Genomic DNA, 18,431 nt, shown 5'->3' with positions numbered 1-18,431 from the left:
ACCAGTTCGGATTAAGGCCCAGGGAGAAAACACGATGGACGCGATCGCAATCGATGAGCCCGAGGTCACGATGTCTTGGCAGGGCGTCGTTCGCTTCTTGCACAAGACCCCGCGCGCCTTTTTGCCGATGCGCTCGTTTCCCTCGCTCAAGCTGGTCGCTGGACGCGGTATCGAGGGCGATCGATATTTCGTCGGCCACGAAACAGGATTCTACTCGCACAAGCCGGAGGAGGGACGGCAGGTCACCCTGTTCGAGATGGAGACGCTCGAGGCCCTGCAACGCGACCACAAGATCGAGTTGCTGCCCGAGGAACATCGCCGCAACGTGACCGTCGAAGGCGTCCCGCTGAATCATCTCGTCGGCCGTCGCTTCCGGCTCGGAGAAGCGATTGTCGAGGCGACCCGCCTTTCGACGCCGTGCCGGCACATCGAGGAGATACTCGGCAAGTCGGTCTTCGATCCGTTGATCAACCGGTCGGGGCTGAACTGCAAGATCATCGCGGGAGGCACGCTGCGCGTCGGCGACGCCGTGAGGCCGATCTAGATGGCGAAGGCGATAAAGACGGTCTCCACCGTTGTCTCGAAAGTCGAGGATCTCGGCAACGACACCAAGCGCTTCACGCTGGTCGACCAGGACGATTGGGAACTGCCACCTTTTAGGCCCGGGGCGCACATCGACGTTCACCTGGGCCAGGGTCTCGTCCGGACCTATTCGCTCTGCAATGAGCCGGACGACGATCGGCGCTACGTGATCGCAGTGAAGCGCGAACGCGAAGGCCGCGGCGGCTCGCACTTCCTGCACGACCGCGTGGAGGTGGGACAGCCCATTTCGGTCTCGCTGCCGCGCGGCGGGATCGCACTGGACCGGGAGGGAACGAACGTATTCCTCGCAGGAGGCATCGGCGTGACCCCGTTCATCTCCGCAATTCGGCATCTCGAGCGCCGAGGGCGCTCGAACTATGTGCTGCATTGGACCAGCCGCGGGCGGCCGGTCCTGCCCGACATGATCGTGCCGGCGATCGAAGCGGGCCGCGTCCGCCTGTACGACACGACCAGGCAGGCCAAGCCCGTCGTCGCCGCGATCGTCGGGGAATTCACCGGATCTGGTCTGGCGGCCTGCTGCGGACCCGCCCCGATGCTGAAGGCATTCGAAGATGCCGTTTCGGCTTGGCCGGAAGAGCGAAAGCACATCGAGATGTTCACGCCGCCGAAGGTCTCCGCCAAAAGCGACGTGCCTCCCTACGAACTTTATCTGTCGGCGAGCAAGAAGCGGGCGACCGTCACGCCGGATGTGGGTCTTCTCGGGACGCTGGATGCGCTCGGCGTCGACGTACCCGTGTCCTGCGGCGGCGGCATCTGTGGTGCTTGCCGCACACGCTGGACCGAGGGGCCGCCCATCCATCGCGATCGCGTGCTTTCGCCCGCCGAGCGGCAGAATGAACTCATCGTCTGCGTGGGCGACTGCGCCGGACAGAGACTGGTGCTGGATCTCTGATCGGTCGGAGAGCCCTTTCTACGGTTTGAATTGTCGCTGGTTTGGTGCGAGATCGATGCAGGCAATAACTTCGGAAAGATCCGAGCGCAATGACACTCAACCTCAAATTCCTCCGCGTGCAGAGCGGCATGACGCTGGAGCAGCTTGCCGCCGATTCCGGTCTGACCCGCAGCTATCTTTCCAAGCTCGAACGCGGGCTTTCCTCTCCGTCGATAGGCTCCGCGCTCAAGATCGCCGAGGCGCTCGGAACGACCTTAGACCACTTTTACGGCCAACCCGACGACCACGACCCGATCACGATCGTCCGCGCGAAGAACGGGAAGGCGGGCGACGTCGACACTCACCTGTCGCTTGTCGCGGGACTGGCTCCCGAACGTACGATGCGCGCCTTCATCGTGCGGCCGACCAAGACAGCGAAACGCGGTCGCATCATGAGCCACCACGAAGGTGAGGAGATCTTGTTCATCCTCACCGGCCGGATCGAACTCGTCATCGGAAAGCGCAAGGAGACCCTGAATCCCGGCGATTGCATCCAGTTCGATTCCACGATCCCGCACAAGCTGATCCAGGTGTCTTCCGAACCGGCATCGGCGCTCGTCGTGATAGCGACCAAGACCGCATAGAGGTGCCAAGAATGCCGATCATGCTACGAAAGAAGGACTTTTACGCCGGGCTGCTCATGGTGCTGCTAGGCGCCGGTATCGGTCTCAACTCGGCTACCTATTCGCTCGGGACCTTCGCGCACATCGGACCGGGCATGTTTCCGTTCATGCTCGGCGTGATGATGGTTATCGTCGGAGGCTTGATCTTCGTCACCGGGTTGGCGACGCCTCTCGAAGAGGGAGAGCGCATATTGCCTGCCGCAATGGAGTGGCGCGGCTGGGCCTGCATCCTCGCGGGACCGCTGATGTTCATCCTTTTCGGCGTCTATTTCGGCATGGCCGCGGCCACCTTCATGTGCGTCTTCGTCTCCGCGCTCGGCGACAGAACCGCCACCGTGAGAGGTTCGGCCGTCCTGGCTGTGGTCGTCACGGTCGCCGGCTGCCTTCTCTTTTCCTACGTGCTGAAGGTTCCTTTCCCGCTGTACCGTTGGGGGTTCTAGATGTTCGCGAGCGCGCTTTCCGATCTCTGGTACGGCTTCGGCGTCGCCTTCGAGCCACAGAATTTCATGTGGTGTTTCGTCGGCGTTCTGGTCGGCAACATGGTGGGCGTTCTGCCGGGAATGGGGCCGCTCGCCACGATCTCGGTGCTGCTGCCGCTGACGTTCGGCATCAAGCCGGTCGGCGCGATCATGATGCTGTCAGGCGTGTTTTATGGAGCGCAATACGGCGGCGCGATTTGTTCGATCCTGCTCAACCTGCCGTGCCATCCGCCGCACGCGGTGACGTGCCTCGACGGGTTTCCGCTGACGAAGCAGGGCCGCGGCGGCGCGGCGCTCGGCATCACGGTCCTATCGTCGTTCGTCGGCGCTTCCTGGGGCATCCTGGAAATGATCTTTCTGGCTCCGGTGCTGGTGAAAGTCGCGCTGGAGTTCGGTCCAACTGAAATATGCTCGCTGATGCTTCTGGGCCTGCTCGCCGGTTCCACGCTGGCGAAAGGCTCGCCGCTCAAAGGCATCGCGATGACGTTGCTGGGCCTGTTTCTAGGAATCGTGGGAACGGATGTCGAGACCGGCTCGGAGCGCTTCACGTTCGGCATCCCGAATCTCCTTGACGGCATCGAACTCGTCGGACTCGCTCTCGGTCTATTTGGTATCGCCGAGTTCATGAAGAGCGTGAACCAATACTCCGAGGTGAACACGCGCTATTCGAACGTCGGCCTGCGCGATCTGCGCCCATCACGCGACGAACTCCGCCGCTCGATTCCCGCGATGTTGCGCGGCACCATCATCGGGAGCCTTTGCTCGCTCATTCCGGGAACGGGACCAACGATCGCTTCCTTTATCTCCTACGCGGCCGAGAAAAAGGTTTCGAAAACGCCGGAGAAGTTTGGCACCGGCATGATCGAAGGCGTCGCCTGTCCAGAGGCATCGACGCATTCGTCGGTACAGGGCGACTTCATCCCGACTATGAGCCTTGGCATTCCCGGGGACGCAGTCATGGCTCTGATCCTGGGTGCGCTGATGATTCAGGGCATCGTACCCGGTCCCCAACTGATCAAAGAGCACCCCGACATCTTCTGGGGCCTGATCGCGAGCTTCTGGATCGGCAATGTCATGCTGGTCTTGCTCAACGTCCCGCTGATCGGGCTGTGGGTGAAGCTCCTGATGATTCCCTACAAATATCTCTATCCAAGCGCGCTGTTCTTCGTCGCGATCGGCGTCTACTCGACCAACAACGACATGTTCCAGGTCGGCGAGACCGTCATCGTCGGGTTGATCGGCTATCTACTCCTGCTGCTCGATTTCCACCCGGCCTCGATCCTGCTCGGCTTCGTCCTGGGGCCACGCCTGGAAGAGAATTTCCGCCGTTCGCTGCTGGTCTCGCGCGGTGACGCCATGATTTTCGTCGAGCGGCCGATCAGCGCGTTCTTTCTGTTCCTTTGCGTGACGCTTCTGGCGGCACAGGTCTACTTGCGCTTGCGCAAGCCGAAGGTCCTTGCGGCGCTCGACGTCGCAGAGGGGAACGGCGTCGCGACCGCCCGACCCGCGGAGTGAGCTTTTAATCGGCCAAGGGCCGGTTGCTTCGCGGCCCAGTAAAGAGGAGAGACGGTCCAGGCAACAAGAGCTCCAAGGCAAGAAGTATTTCGACGAACGCGCCACCCGCGAGATGGCGCAGAATCGGCACGCCAGCAAACGCACGGTGCAGGGTAGCCTCGCCTACCCTGGGCGGATACTGGCCATGCGTGCGCGTTCGGCATTGCGGGCTTTCTGGCGGAGGGACGATCTGCGGGCTTGTCGGTGACGCCGCCGTACGATCTAGTCGGGTGTCAGGCCATGGGGCTCGCTGGGATCGAACTGTCGGATTGCCCCGTAGACGAGGCTGCAGTGCTCTTTCCTCCGCCATGGCCGGTGTCGACGTCGCCCGAACGCTCGTCGCAGCCCTGTGCTGTGGAATGATGGAGGCCTTGCTCGATTGCGCGCTGGCGGCCACGAACGGCCGGACCGACTTTGGTTCGAAAACCATCGATTTTCAGGGCTGCAATGGCTGCTGGTGACGTCGCGACGGACCTTCACGCCGCGCGGCTGTTGTTCTCTGCTGCGGCATCCAAGCTCGATCGCGGTGAGCGCGCTAGAGTTGACGCCGCCCACGCGAAAAAGTTCGCCACGAGAGCCGCAATGAACGGCATCATACAGTGTATGCAATCGATTGGCGCGAGAGCGCTTTTGACCCAGACGCCGATAGCGCGTCACGTGACCGCGGCAAAGACGGCCCAATATCTGGACGGAACGACCGAAATTCAGCATGTCGTGATCTCTCGCTCACTGAAGAGTAGAGTGAGGGACCAGCAGGGAGCGGACGATGTCAGAAATAGACAACGAGAGGTTCACGAATGATCCGCGCTCGCTTTTTCGCTCCAATCTCGATGAGCTTGAACAAAGGATAAAGACGGCTTGCGTGCGGGCAGGCCGTCGCCGCTCGGAAGTTCGACTGTTGCCCGTTAGCAAGACGGTGCCAACCGTCGTCATCCGTATCGCGTCCGAACTCGGCCTCTCTAACTTTGGGGAAAACAAGGTTCAGGAAGCCGAGGGCAAGGCTCGAGATCTCGCCGATCTGTCGCTGAACTGGAGTATCATCGGCCACCTCCAGACAAACAAAGTGAATTCGATGATCAAATTCGCCAGCGAGTTTCACGCGCTGGACAGCATACGATTGGCCGATGCGCTCCAGACCCGGCTCGGCGCCGAAAGTAGACGTCTCGACGTATTCGTCCAGGTCAACACCTCCGGTGAGGTGAGCAAATACGGTCTCTCGCCGAACGAAGTGGGTGACTTTGTGCGTCGGCTTCCCGACTATCCGGCCCTGATTCCTCGCGGCTTTATGACTCTCGCAATCTTCAGTCGTGACGCCGACAAGGTTCGCGGGTGTTTCAAGTTGCTGCGGCAGTTGCGAGACGCGCTACGCGATAGGATATCGCCGCGACTTAACCTGCTCTCTATGGGTATGACAAGCGACTTCGAGATGGCAATCGAAGAGGGGGCTGACGTCATTAGAGTTGGCCAGGCCATTTTTGGGCCGCGACCGACGAAAGACGGACAGTACTGGCCCGGGCTCCTTCGAGGGAACGAAGGATCGTCTTAATATATAGTGCTTCGCGCGGCGCTAAAACGCGAGCGCGGCCTCCCTTGAAACGGTCCGCCGCTCCATGAGCAGAATCCGAGCACAATGGGTGCGACGACGATCAATCCGGAGATGGCAACCCGGTAAGGGGAAGCCCGCTTGCGGGGCTTCAGCGCAGCCGTAAGCTGGGTCCCACAGGGGCGACGCCAATTCTCGCTCGGTGAGCGGCTGGAAAATAGCCCGGAAATCTCCTGAAATTCGGTGAGCGAAAGGGACCAAAACGGTCTTTTGCGAAGAATCGCGCCGCACGTGCTGCGGAATTGGCCAGGAGCGGCTTGCGAGCGCGCTTAAATGGAACCTGCTGCTCTCCCTGGCCGAGGCAGAATTTTTTTGTCTCCGCTGGTCGAGCCGCGTCCTGGACGAGACAAGCAGCTATCGAGGAAATCTTGAGCGGCCAAGGCTTTGACGATGCAACGGGGCGCGCGGAACGGGCGCGCGCGCCAGCATGGAAGCTGCCTTCGAAGACGCCATGTTACAGATTTTGACAACTTCTCGCCGGTCGCGGCGGGTCTGCTCGATCCCGGCGATCACAACGTTGTCGCTGCGGCCGCCAAGACGCAAGCCGCAATGATCATAACGGAAAACCTTAAGGACTTTCCGGCTAGAATTCTTTCCGACCTGAACATGGAGGCGAAATCCGCCGAAGCTTTCATTGCGGATACTATTGCACTCGACGACACTCGCGACGTTGCAGCCATTCGGCGTATGCGCAAATGGTTCTCTAGTCGATTCGACCGCGACGCTCGCAACCTGACGATTCAGTAATAAGATTCTGACACATGTCCGAACTCACGGTGCAATACCTCGTGCTCGAACCTTGCGATCCGGCCCGGAACATGGCCCGTTTCTATGTGCTCACGATCGAGCCAACCCTGTTTGGCGACACTGCATTGCTGCGGGAATGGGTCGCCTCGGCCAGCGGCCGCCGGCGACTCGATCTGTTCGTTGGGCCCGGGTGCAGGGCCGCCGAGGCGCTCGAGGCTTGGCTCGTGCGTAAAGCCCGTCGTGGGCTACTTCCGGCGAAGCCCCACAGCTGCAGTGAGCGGTTCCGTCCACCGCAACAGCAAAGTCGCCAGCAAAGCTGAAGCTTATGCGAATCAAGTCATACGCGGACGCTCGAGCCTGCGTTTCAACCTACTGATGGACAATTTGCTTCTCAGAAGGATCTTGAGGGGTAACACCGTCGTTGGCGTGCAGTACAGCCACGGACATTTCCGCCGACCTTCACGTCGACGCCGGCGTCCTTGGCGGTCTTCTCGACCGCTGCGGTGCCGCCGAGAACGATCAGGTCCGCCAGCGAGACCTTCTTCACGCCGTCTCCAATCGTTGTTCATTCCCGAATAACACATGGTGATCCCAGGCGGCGCTATTCAAAGGCAGACGCGGCCGCCGCGGGTCAAGCGGGTGAACTCGCTCCAGCACTTGAGCATGTTGTCCATCGCCTTAACCTCCATCACCTTCGCCGCTGGCGCCCACGTCTTCTCGATGATCCGCGCCTTATCATCTTGCCACCAGCGCCGCCGCCGCTCCAACCCGTCCCAACCCGGCCGCCTGACGAGCTCAATGCGAGACCTAAGGTCAGCAGCTTCACAGTATACGTTGCAAACAGGCTTGCCTTCTCCGGCCGCTATTGATCAACGCTCTGCCCTCTTGCCTAACCACCCGAATGCTTCCTCATTGAGAAATGCAAGGCTTTCTCATCAGAGTAGGTAGGTGCTCGCTTCAGGTTGTTGCCGCATGCTTTCACCATCTCGCCAGACACCATTCATAACGATAGGACGCGTGCAGCAATGAAGACTTTGCTCAATCCCTCGCACGTCTCGCGCTGCCGTCAACTGTATGAGGACGCTGCCGCCCAAAACGGCATTAATGTTTCGATCGGATGATACGACTTCAACGAGTACGTCTCGATTTTGTCAGCATCTTCGCCAATGAGGGCTTCATCATTCGCCTCATCGGTGTGCTCGTGCTGAGCAGAACGATGGATGGGCCGTCCAGCGGGCACGCAACATACCTGGAAACCGTCGCCCCGTTGAGCGACGATCCGACCGTCAGCCTCCCTGCTATCGCCAGGCAACCGGCCGGCTCTTTCCGATGAATCGCGATCCGCCAGTTACATTGCGGGGTGCGATACCAATTTGCAGTCAATCAGCTGTGCTACCCTCCACTCCTTGGCAGCAGTGGCAATCATCTTCCGCGAGATCACGCTCATCTCGATCTCTTCAATTCGGCGATGCGTCCTGATGCATGAAGATCAGGCGTGCCGGATGTTGCTTTGCCGCGAACAGCTGATCATTAGTGATGAGCCCGGTCTCGACGAGGGTGTCCAGAACCAGGTTTGCACGCTCACGCGCATTCGGAAGAGCAACATGCGAAGGTAGATCTAGTGGCGCATTTATCAGGCCGGCAAGCAGGGCTGCTTCGCCAAGTTCGATATCCTGAACCTGCTTGTGGAAATAACTCTGCGCAGCTTCACTGACGCCGAAGATGCCGCCTCCGATCTGCACACGGTTTAGGTAGATCTTCAGGATTTCATCCTTGCTGAGCCGCCATTCGAGCCAAATTGCGACAAGCGCCTCCTGAATCCTGACCTCCAAAGTTGGTTCATCTGAGGGAATAGAATTCTCGCAACCTGCTGGGTAATGGACGAGCGCACGGCCTTTGTGCCCGGACCGGCATGCAATGAGAGCGCGATCGCGGTAAGGTCAATGCCGAAATGGTTATAGAAGCGGCGATCCCCGGTTGCCAACGTCGCCTTGACTAGGACGTCCGGAAGCTCCTTCACTGAAATCGAGCTGTACGTCGCGCAAGCGCTGGTCAGACCCGTGCGGCATTCCGGCAGACAGAGTGTGGGATCGGCGCCCTCGCTCCAATCCTGATCACCTGTTTTCTGAAAAACGGGGTTTGCCACGATCATTGACAGTATGAGCTGATGAGCCCGAATGTTAAGGCCTCCGAAAGCGGATCGACGATCGTACAGCGCAAAGATCGGCGAACAAGCCTCGCACCGCGCATAAGCTCCGTTAGCATGCAGGCAATCGAATAGACACGCCTGGCTCCAGCCATCATACGATCTTGGATTGGCGTTCTTCTTCGCGGTATCATCTGACTCACTTGCGTTTCAAATTATTTGAACTTGGCGCGTCGAAACGCGTGCCGCTTGCGGCACGCCGCTCCGTTCGGACGTCCCCACCAAAAAAAGCATCTGTCGTAGTTCTGGAGCCGCGACACGCCGCAGCACAACGTAAGAACTCGCGCATCAGCTGCACCTTGCCGAGGGGGCCGGCAGCGAATTCTGCAGGTGAGAGGTGAACCCGCGTGAATTGTTTAGCCCTCGCGGGTTATTGTCGAGCGCTTCTGGTCCGCAAGATCTGGTTCTGGTTGCCAGCAGGCGGGTTGCTCGAGCGAGTTGCGCGACGGCGCATGACTGCTGCAGCTCTCTGCGGAGTGGGCCGTAGCCATATGCAGCCGCGCGCGCTCTCGTCGGCTGCGAAAACGCCGAGTACGGACGCCGTAGCCAGCCCCACCGGCGGCGACAATCGAAAGGACAATAAGAGCTGCCACCATCATCTCAAGCGCGCCTCGCAGATCCTCAATGTGCCGCGCCTGCACCTTGAGGCCGGAATGTGTCTCGGTTCGGAGAATCGAACCGCTAGTTAGTACAACTTGACGCTAGGTACGATTCAAGTCTGTTAAGGGCCAGCTCTCGATTCAGTCAGGTGTCGGTTCGTGTAAGTTGTGATCATTCAGCGTAGTGGGCCTGCGCAATTCTCTTGCACCACGAACTTGCATGACGGCGGCGTAACGACCGCAACCGGTGCTTAAATGGCGCAAATCATGCTCCCCGCTTCGATATAAGCATAAGCGTGCAGCAACTAGGCCTTCATTGGGAAGTTGCAAAAACAACGCCAACGCGCGAGTTCATAAGAAGTGCAATTGTCAACCCACATCAAGATCGTCCCGATTTAACCGATTTGGCGAGGAGCCCACATGCAGCGTCTTTTGTCCGACAAGAAATTCGCCTGGTGCCGAGGCATTCGACCAGTCCGGGTTAATCCGCCTGCAGCGCGCAGCCCGCGCGTCTGGCCCAACCTTTGCTGTAGTGATGGACCCACTGTAGATCTGCATGAAGCTGACCACCGACTTTCAGGGGCGCGGTCCGGCACGGTCTCACTGTGCGGTCGACCGCGCTTTCGATCTGGGAGGAGAGCTGCTCTAACGTTGGGATATGATGACGAAGAGGCCATCGATGCAGAGTTCTCTAGTCGTCGCGCCGGAGACGAGTTGCAGATTGATAGTAGTGGGCATTCGCCGCGCATTTAAGCGGCGCGATCCCAGATAGGAGAGGTATGGATCGGATCGCTTGGGGTAAAGGCTTGCCAGAGCCCAACACGCAATTGTCTCATCTCGGTCGCGCGCCGGCTGAACACGCCGGGATGGTCAATGTTCCTGTCTATCGAGGTTCCACGATCGTTTCGGAAACCCTCGAAGAGTGGGATAGGCGCAAGCAGAATCCAGTGACGAACTACGGACGATTCGGCTCACCGCTGTCTCGCGCTCTCGAGGCTGCCATTTGTGAACTGGAAGGCGGGTATCGTTCGATCTTGTTCCCTTCGGGTCTCTCTGCGTGCTCCCACGCGCTTCTCGGGATCCTGAAGGCCGGGGATCATGTTTTGATCTGCGATAACGTCTATGAACCGGTGAGGATGTTCGCGAACCAGGTTCTAACTAGATTTAAGGTCAAGGTGGAGTACTTCCATCCCACACAACCTTCGGATCTACTCGCGAAGATTGGGACAAAAACGCGAGCTGTGTACCTGGAGTCCCCGGGGTCCATGACGTTTGAGGTACAGGATCTGCCCGTGCTGTGCGCGATCGCACATCAATCGGGTGCGCTCGTGCTCATGGACAATACTTGGGCGACGCCGCTCTATTTCAAACCCTTTCTCCATGGCGTCGACATCTCGATCCATGCCGCGACCAAGTATATCGTTGGTCATTCCGACGCCCTTCTGGGCATTGCTACCGCTAACAAGGAAGCGTGGCCGCTCCTGCAGCCAAGCGCTCATCATTTCGGGGAGATTGCTGGGCCAGATGACATCTATTTAGCTCTTCGTGGACTGCGCACACTAGCCGTTCGCATGAGGCAGCATTACGAAAATGGCCTGAAGCTGGCTCAAAGCCTGGAAGACCACCCGGCAGTGGGCCAGGTTCTACACCCTGCGCTCCCAAACCATCCCGGCTACAATATTTGGAAGCGGGATTTCTTGGGTGCAAGTGGCCTGTTCGGCGTCGTTCTGAAGCCTATGTCCAAGGCCCAGCTTTCGGTTTTCTTCCAGAAACTGCGCCTTTTTGGAATCGGATTGTCGTGGGGTGGGTACGAAAGCCTTGTGCTGCCTGTCGATGATCCTCCACGAACGGAAGCAATGGTTTCATTTGATGGACCGTTGATTCGTATTCACGCCGGCATGGAGGGGCCGAGTGATCTCATTGCGGACATGCATCAGGCGCTGCGAGCCGCCTGCGAACACTGCGTGAGCGACGCTGCTTACCAGGATGAGAGCAGAGACGGGTGATTTCAAGGGCAGTATTGATGGCGCGGAGGAGGCCGATAAAAGCGACGCTTGGGCGCTATCGAGCAGAGATCAGTAGCGCAGACAGTCGCGAGTACTGGGCATGTTGGCCGACGCGGCCGATGATCTACCATTTGTAAAGCGGATTTATGGCCGTGCATCTCCGAGGTGGAGCACCAGCCCCGTGCAGGAAGACCATGCGCACGGCTTCTGTCTGTCAATGTGCGTGAGCACAACGCCTATGACGTGCGATCAGTTGGATGTCATTTAAGCCGCAGGTGCCATTGCCGTATTCGGATGATTCGTTCGCCCAAACATGTCCGGGTGCTTTTGAACACGAGCGCTTGGCAATACGCGATCGCGCAACCGGGGATCTCCGGCGTTCCGTTCGGTACGGCGCGACCGCCATGGCAAACGGGTATCGCAGCGGATGCATGCCATTTCTGCGTCTAATTGCCTCTGCGCCCTATGACGCGGGCGCTGGGTCTACGCTAGCTCGGCTGGCCCCCGGAGCAAAGGCGGGAGGCTGACCAACGCGTAAACGATCGTTCGCGTCTTGCCGATGCAACATATATTCTTCAGCGAGCGCCAACAAGGTTGTCTCTCTTGCGACGAATGTCCGAATTCTAGCAGTGAACGTTGCGTCCCCAGTTCTCCAGCACTCGTGCTTTTGCGGCACTTGCGCCTCAGCTGGTACGACATTTGCTGGACGCTTCAGGTCCGCCTCCTCCCGAAGAAGCGCATGCACATTGTTCTCTATCGAGCAACTATCTGATCTGAGGCAACTCGATTGCAGCTCATGATGAGAAGTATGATTGTCGCGTTCGGTCGAGCACTTCGCAAGCAAGAGGAGGCTGAAGTGGCGCAGGGCCCCTGCCCAAATCGATCCACTCAAAAGACGCAGCACCGGTTTGCCTAAGTCGGTGGCGGGAGGCACCAAATGGACCTATTTTGCTTCATCGAATGCGCAAAACAGAGTCGATCTCCCGAGGTGTTGTTCGATCTGCTTGTGAGCTGTTCGAGCGAACAGGGCTTCAGTCAAGTCGCTTACGGGGCGCTGACGGACGCGGAGCCGACCCGCCGGCCAGAGTATCTGCCAGCCGCGGTGACAGTGAACTTTCCTTCCGCGTGGTGCGAGCGCTATGCTGAACGCCGATACAATGCCATCGATCCCGTGGTTCGGCGTACGACGATGCAGTCGGCGCCGTTTCTATGGGATCAACTCGCTCACAAATATCAATTGCAGCCCGGCGAAATGCGTGTGTTGAACGAGGCCAAAGAGGCCGGTCTGAAGCATGGCGTAACCGTACCACTGTTCGGACCATTTGGACAGCTATCTGTCGCATCCTTTGCATCCAGGTTCGACGATGTCGACCCTGAGTGTCGCCTCAGTCGTCTCAACGCATTGGCCTGGCAGTTTCATCATGCATTTGCAGAGATCGCGCCGTCATCGGAGGGCAGATGCCACATGCAAGTGGCCCTATCCGAACGAGAAAAGGATTGCCTCCGCTGGGTGGAAGAGGGGAAATCATCCTGGGAAATCGGAGTCATCCTGAGAGTCAGCGAGAATACGGTGAACTTTCACCTGAAGAACGCGATGCGAAAGCTAGAGACGAACAGCCGTACCCATTGCGTTGCCAAGGCGATTCGCCTCGGTCTTATCTGACGTTTCGGCGCCGCTGCCGCGTATTGACCTATGCCGAACTCACGAGCGAGCTGACCAGCGTGACAATATGACAATAGCAGCGAGGACACGTTCAGCCCAAGGTGCAGAAGATGCTGTTGCCGCGAATAGCTGACAAGCCTGTCATCTCGATCGTCTTCGGGAGCATAGATGCGCATCCCGCCGAGGGGGGGCGTGTTTTCGATGCGGGAGAGATTCGCACGATTGCCTAAATCCGACGTGGACTGGCCATGACGGGAGAGCATTCGCCGCATCGATGACGCGCGTGCGATGACAGTGATCTTCGCAAGCGTGGTTGGTTGTGGATGCCGCCACTCGTCCAGTGTGGGAGCGGTTTTTGGGCTTGGATTGCGACAACCTAGTCGCCTGGGATAACGGTATTGCTTGATGCAGCAAGCCCGCCCTCGCAAAAACAAGCCCCGGCCATGGGCCGGGGCTTTCGATCCGCCGTTCGTACTGCTGATCAGTATTTCAGAAGAAACGGGCCGCCGAACTTATAGTTGAGCCGTGCAGTCACAAGATCGAAATCCTGGCGGATGCGATCGGTTCCGCCTGCGGGCGCCGGGAAGTGCACCGCTCCGGGCTGCATGAATAGGTGGTCGTACTCGAGGCTGACCGACCAGCTCGGCGCGAAACCGTACTCAATCCCAGCTCCCAATGCACCACCCCAAAGAATGTGGTCGCTCTTCCCAAGCTGCGCGCCCGTGAGGGTCGAGCTAATCTGATAGGTATTGCTCGTCACTGCGGCACCACCTTTGGCGTAAAATAATACGTTGTCCACGGCATAACCGATCTGCCCCGTTACCACGCCGAACGCATCAATCTTGGTCTGGTTAATATCCGCAAACGCGACGCTGTCATTCGAGCCAGTCAAATCAGCCCAGTTCCCCTCGCCTTCAACACCAAGGACGATCTGGCCCATCTGCCTTCGATAGCCGATCTGGCCACCCACAGTACCGCCGGTCGCATCATGGCAGCCCTCAGGCGTGCCGCCATTGAAGTCCCAGCAATTCGAGCTTGAGCCCAAGCCGCCGTTCATACCGACGTAGTAGCCGCTCCAGTCGTAGATCGTAGCCGCAACAGGCTGCGGAGCTTTGGCATAGAGAGGCTGGACGGGCTGCGCAGCCAGATCCGCGCCGAATGCGGGCGCCATCGCGCCAAGCGCCACAATGCTTACAGTCGCAAGCAACAAGTTCTTCATTTCTACTCTCATGTCTTGAGTGCCCCGAGCCTCGCGCGTCTTAACAACATCCGCGCGAATAGCTGTAACTGCATCGCAACATTTGCGCCGAAAGGAATGCTTGAACCGAACCCTGCGTCAGGTTGCGGCGTTGCGGATCATCTTCAACTGCCTCGCAATGCTCCTTCGCGTGCGAACGTAGATTGCGTAGGCGTGGGCGAAAAGCGGGCTGCTGATCTCAGCGGATGAAGCGCACCGCAAGCCACATGATGCCCAGCCACACCGCAACCGAAAAGAGCAAAGCGCTTTGCAACGTCCTTGCTCTTATCCTGTGACGCCATCGAAGTAGCTGCGATGAGCAACCGGTGAAGCGCCGACCCCGTACAACAGCTATCACTTCATCGTAATCTGCGAACCGGAAGTGAGAGCGATGCTTGCGAATATACGCCAGCCGCTCAGTGGGTGAGAGGCACTGTGCCCACACCTCCCATGCCTCATCATCAAAACACGCGCTATTCTCAAGGACCTCGGCGAGGCGCTCGTCAGGTTTCATGATGCACCCGCTGTACTGACTATCGCGGATCGAGTTCTAGGAGGGAAGCCTCACCTTCGAAACCTCTCAGTTTAGGTAGGCGAGTTCAGCGAATCGAACTCGGCCAGGAAGCATTTGTCACGGTCAATGCGGCGCTGATCCTGCGCGAGATGAAATTCGAAGTCGTGCGATGGCTCTGGATCTCGCTTCTCGCCCAGTGCAGATCGCCACGGGCATCGAAGCGGTGTAGATGCCGCAGGAGAGTGAAAGGTGCTCCGTGTCGATGTTGTCGCAATCGTGCTCGCCGTCGCATTCAGTTCAAGCGCTGGCTCGCGTGCCAGACATATCGTCTCCGCGGTGCGCACCAGCGCTGATTGAAACTCGGTCCGGCAATGGCTTCCGCGCATGCTAAGATCACGCAAATGTACGTTGCAAGGTCCAGGGCCGGTTGCGAATCCACCGCCGCCGACTCGATCATCCGTGAACGGCCGACTCGCAGTCTTCACCGTCAGTGTCTCGGGTCAAATCGGCAATCAGTCACACGTTACACCGCGCCGTTGGGACTGACTCCACGCGAGCACGCGCGTGGCCTCCACGCTGCCTTGCGATTCTGTGCTCTACGAACTGACGACGGTGGGCGTTCGCCCTCGTGTGGCATCGGCAATTTCGAGCTTGAGCAAGGCCGAATGCAGCGTTAGGAACCACGGCGTGCGGGAACTCGGAGCGGCGGCGGAGCAGAATTGCCGGAATGAAAGTAAGCGCCATAGAGCCGGGCGTGCTCACGTCGCTTGCGGGAACGCCAGCTGCGCATAGCATATCCTAATCCAAAGCCGCCGAAGAAGATCATAGTGAGAAAAAGCAGCGGTGTCGTCATCTCGATGTCTAAACCGGAGGATTGCTTTGATGTGTTACGTCACACTCCCGCCCTCGGTCGTTGACTAGTTGGTCGACGCGAGGCGGCGGATGCCTGGTTCCTACAACGTGACGCTACGTACGATTCAAGTCCCTTCGGCTACTATAGCGCGACATATGTGGAACGGCCCCGCGGCCAAGTGCTTTTTTAGACATTTTGTCCTCCAAGAACGGTGCGGTCATATGTCCGGCCTTTCAGCGCGGTCGTGGACCGCTGGCCTCGATGAAATTCGCGATGCGAGGGGCTGATCAATCTGACGCGCTTTAAGCGCATTGTCGCGCCGGCCTCTCTCGCCTCGGGATTTCCTCCCGTGGGGTCATCGTCTAATTATGCACCTCGCCTCTGTCCGGCTACGTGCCGGGCAGTCTGTTCTGGTCGTCGTTCGGCTCAGGCACGTGCTGCGCCGCTTGCCACGCCAGTATTTCGATAGCTTCCGCCCTTGGTGAGGAGCGCCCAGATGATCCTCGCGATCTTGTTGGCAAGCGCGACCGCGACTACCTTGAAAGGCCGTCGCGCCAAAAGCGCGATTAGCCACCGCGGCGCTTTCTCGTTGCCCTTCACGCGTCGCAAGACCGACGTCGCGCCACAAACAAGCAGCGAGCGGAGCGTTGGATTCCCCATTTTCGATATGCCGCCGAGCCGTTCCTTGCCACCGCTAGAATGGGGCTTTGGCGTCAGTCCCAGCCAGGCGGCGAAGTGACGGCCGGATTTGAATCCTTCGGGATCCGGGACCAGCGCTTTGACGGAAGCCGCCGTGATCGCTCCAACGCCCGGAATTGTGATCAGGCGCCGCATGTCCTCGTCACGCTTCACCTCGCCGACGTTACCTCGTTCGAGCTTATCGATCTGGCGCGTCAACGCCTGGATCTGATCGGCGATTTCAGCCAAAGCCAAACGGGCGACTTTTGGCAGGCAAACGTCCTCTTCGTCCCGCACGATCTCGATCAACTCTGCTACTTTCGCCGTGCCGGTGGCGGCTATAATGCCCAACTCCGACAAATGCCCGCGAAGCGCGTTGATCGCCTGAGTTTGCTGGCGGAGTAAAAGAGCGCGCGTCTTCAGCACTATGGCCGCCGCCTGCTGATCGGCCGATTTGATCGGAACGAAACGCATGGTCTTGCGGGTCACAGCTTCGCTGATCGCCTCGGCGTCGGCAGCGTCCGTCTTGCCCCGTTTCACGAACGGCTTTACGTAAACCGGCGGGATCAAGCGCACGTCGTGACCGAGCGCCGCAATCGCGCGCGCCCAATAATGGGCACCGCCGCACGCCTCCAAGCCGACCAGACACGGCGGAAGCTTTTCGAAAAAGCGCAGCACCTCGGTCCGACGCAGTTTTCGATTGAAGATCGGCGCGCCCTCGGCGTCGGCGCCGTGTATTTGAAAAACGTTCTTGGCCAAATCCAGGCCGATGGTGCTAATCTGATTCACGGAACGGCTCCCTACCTTGTGGCGTTGCTAGCAACGACCCACGTTTTAGCACTTTGATGCTGTCGGTAACGGGGCCGTTCCACACCATCAATCTGGATGGGACGCACTTCCATCCTGATTGCCGCGCCGCAAGCTACTCCCAGCCAAAATGTATTCTAACTTGAGGTGGCCTGCAGCAGCAGTGTGCGTGGAGCCAGGCGTAGGATGCAGATCCGCGGAGCGGCCCACGCCGTGATCGTCGCAGGAAAACGACATTCGTGATGGCTGCTACCTGCGGTCAGAGTGCTGCGCTTCTCTCGGCGGCATTGCCCCACCCGCCGGGGCAACAGAGAAGACTTTCGGTCGCAAAACGTGGACGAGACTAGCCGTCTCGCGGCGCAGTCGGAGTGCCGTTAGGACTTGGACTATTTGCGCGTCGCGGCGGCCGGCAGGTGGTCGCACTGCAGTGCAAGGGGTACCGTACTCATCCTTTGAGACCGAGGGCTTGAATACACGGTTCTTGCCTTGACGATGCCGGAGAAGTGGTCCTGCCACCTGTCCCGCGGCCTGCCTGCTGACGAGACGAAACTGTTGGGAAAAGCAGGCTGCCTGCATACCAATCGCTGGGCGATCTCGAAAGGACCGCAGTTCTCAAAACCAGGACGATGTCTTCTTATTACCCGATCGAGTGATCTAACCTACGCCTTATGCAGAATTCCGCCAGGTGCTAAGCGGAACCTCGATTTGATTAGACGAGTAAGAGTTGAACGTCTGATCGAGCAAATCGCCAAGAACGCAGGCGCCATGAGTCGGGTCGGACTTGGCTTCACGTGTCGTTCCCCGAGCTAGAACAAGTTTGGCGATTTGCGTACGATTGGCGATAGTACGGCGATCTGGCGGTAAATCTGCGACTGCCTGGTCGAAAATGTTAGCTAGGATGCGGAGGTCTTCTGGATAGAAGAGGTCACCGTATTGTTTCGCCGGGACTGTTCGCCTGCTGGGCCTGCTGGCGCTCGCCTCGCCTATTGCGCCGAGTTCCAGCTTCGTCGCGACCAGTTCGCTTGTGAGTTCGTCGAGCAGCTTGACCGCTCCAAGCGCGAATTTGTCCTGGCAGATCAGTTGAGCAACGACCTCCAATTGTAGAGCAATGCGGTGCTCAAGGTGCTGAATGCGCGACGTGCAAACAATCTCCTTCGGCTTGTCGGTTGTCGGGCCCGGGCACAAAAGCTTGCCATGCGTTCCATTTCCGTCGGGCAAATCGGCTGGTCTGCGCGAGAGCCAGTCGCTGTTGCTCAAGGTACAGAGCGCATAGGCTTTCATCGGGAGCAGGAGGAAGATGTTGATCGGGGTGTGGAGCGAGAAGCCGA

General features: G+C 58.9%; 14 protein-coding genes and 2 pseudogenes. 11 read left to right on the top strand and 5 right to left on the bottom strand.

The features are described 5' to 3' along the window. The first annotated feature begins 34 nt into the window (after positions 1-34). From IVA82_RS38680 to IVA82_RS38645, 8 genes are all read left to right on the top strand, one after another. A complete protein-coding gene (locus tag IVA82_RS38680) occupies positions 35-544 on the top strand; it encodes an MOSC domain-containing protein (RefSeq protein WP_247493822.1) in 510 nt (169 codons plus the stop codon). Continuing rightward, positions 545-1,495, top strand: a complete 951-nt coding sequence (locus IVA82_RS38675; RefSeq protein WP_247493821.1) for a PDR/VanB family oxidoreductase — start codon at positions 545-547, stop codon at positions 1,493-1,495. Positions 1,496-1,584: 89 nt separating this feature from the next. Beyond that, entirely contained in the window at positions 1,585-2,118 is a 534-nt protein-coding gene (locus IVA82_RS38670; protein ID WP_247386223.1) for an XRE family transcriptional regulator, read from the top strand. An 11-nt stretch (positions 2,119-2,129) separates the two neighbouring features. Beyond that, on the top strand, positions 2,130-2,597 hold the full coding sequence (locus IVA82_RS38665; RefSeq protein WP_247493820.1) for a tripartite tricarboxylate transporter TctB family protein: 468 nt from the start codon (positions 2,130-2,132) through the stop codon (positions 2,595-2,597). After that, positions 2,598-4,151, top strand: coding sequence for a tripartite tricarboxylate transporter permease (locus IVA82_RS38660; protein WP_247493819.1), 1,554 nt, complete (start codon positions 2,598-2,600; stop codon positions 4,149-4,151). Positions 4,152-4,956: 805 nt separating this feature from the next. Further along, on the top strand, positions 4,957-5,736 hold the full coding sequence (locus IVA82_RS38655) for a YggS family pyridoxal phosphate-dependent enzyme (protein ID WP_247493818.1): 780 nt from the start codon (positions 4,957-4,959) through the stop codon (positions 5,734-5,736). Positions 5,737-6,183: 447 nt separating this feature from the next. Beyond that, positions 6,184-6,540, top strand: coding sequence for a hypothetical protein (locus tag IVA82_RS38650; protein WP_247493817.1), 357 nt, complete (start codon positions 6,184-6,186; stop codon positions 6,538-6,540). 14 nt (positions 6,541-6,554) lie between these two features. After that, positions 6,555-6,860: a WGR domain-containing protein gene (locus IVA82_RS38645; RefSeq protein WP_247493816.1), complete on the top strand. Its 306-nt coding sequence runs from the start codon at positions 6,555-6,557 to the stop codon at positions 6,858-6,860. Positions 6,861-6,931: 71 nt separating this feature from the next. Here the strand turns inward: IVA82_RS38645 and IVA82_RS38640 are convergent, their stop codons facing one another. Continuing rightward, entirely contained in the window at positions 6,932-7,087 is a 156-nt protein-coding gene (locus IVA82_RS38640) for a hypothetical protein (RefSeq protein WP_247493815.1), read from the bottom strand. A gap of 585 nt (positions 7,088-7,672) precedes the next feature. Here IVA82_RS38640 and IVA82_RS38635 point away from each other — a divergent pair. Further along, positions 7,673-7,873 (top strand): annotated as a pseudogene (locus tag IVA82_RS38635) (hypothetical protein); the annotation flags it as partial. Between the two features lie 124 nt (positions 7,874-7,997). Here IVA82_RS38635 and IVA82_RS38630 read toward each other — a convergent pair. Further along, positions 7,998-8,692: pseudogene (locus IVA82_RS38630) on the bottom strand (transglycosylase domain-containing protein). A gap of 1,432 nt (positions 8,693-10,124) precedes the next feature. Between IVA82_RS38630 and metC the strand changes: the two are divergent. Together metC and IVA82_RS38620 are read left to right on the top strand one after the other, a co-directional pair. Beyond that, positions 10,125-11,351, top strand: a complete 1,227-nt coding sequence (gene metC, locus IVA82_RS38625) for a cystathionine beta-lyase (protein ID WP_247493814.1) — start codon at positions 10,125-10,127, stop codon at positions 11,349-11,351. Between the two features lie 937 nt (positions 11,352-12,288). Further along, positions 12,289-13,014: a LuxR family transcriptional regulator gene (locus IVA82_RS38620; RefSeq protein ID WP_247493813.1), complete on the top strand. Its 726-nt coding sequence runs from the start codon at positions 12,289-12,291 to the stop codon at positions 13,012-13,014. 481 nt (positions 13,015-13,495) lie between these two features. On the opposite strand, the gene IVA82_RS38615 is transcribed toward IVA82_RS38620, so the two are convergent. The 3 genes from IVA82_RS38615 to IVA82_RS38605 all read right to left on the bottom strand — a co-directional run. Beyond that, positions 13,496-14,233, bottom strand: a complete 738-nt coding sequence (locus IVA82_RS38615) for an outer membrane beta-barrel protein (protein ID WP_247386243.1) — start codon at positions 14,231-14,233, stop codon at positions 13,496-13,498. Positions 14,234-16,044: 1,811 nt separating this feature from the next. Continuing rightward, entirely contained in the window at positions 16,045-17,085 is a 1,041-nt protein-coding gene (locus tag IVA82_RS38610; protein ID WP_247493812.1) for an IS110 family transposase, read from the bottom strand. A gap of 684 nt (positions 17,086-17,769) precedes the next feature. Beyond that, on the bottom strand, positions 17,770-18,431 hold a 662-nt coding region (locus IVA82_RS38605; RefSeq protein ID WP_247493840.1), incomplete at its 5' end, for a hypothetical protein.

The sequence above is a fragment of the Bradyrhizobium sp. 142 genome (genome assembly GCF_023074015.1).
Lineage (GTDB): Bacteria > Pseudomonadota > Alphaproteobacteria > Rhizobiales > Xanthobacteraceae > Bradyrhizobium.
The sequence above is the reverse complement of the archived record's forward strand: the minus strand, read 5'-3'. Positions and strand labels throughout refer to the sequence as shown.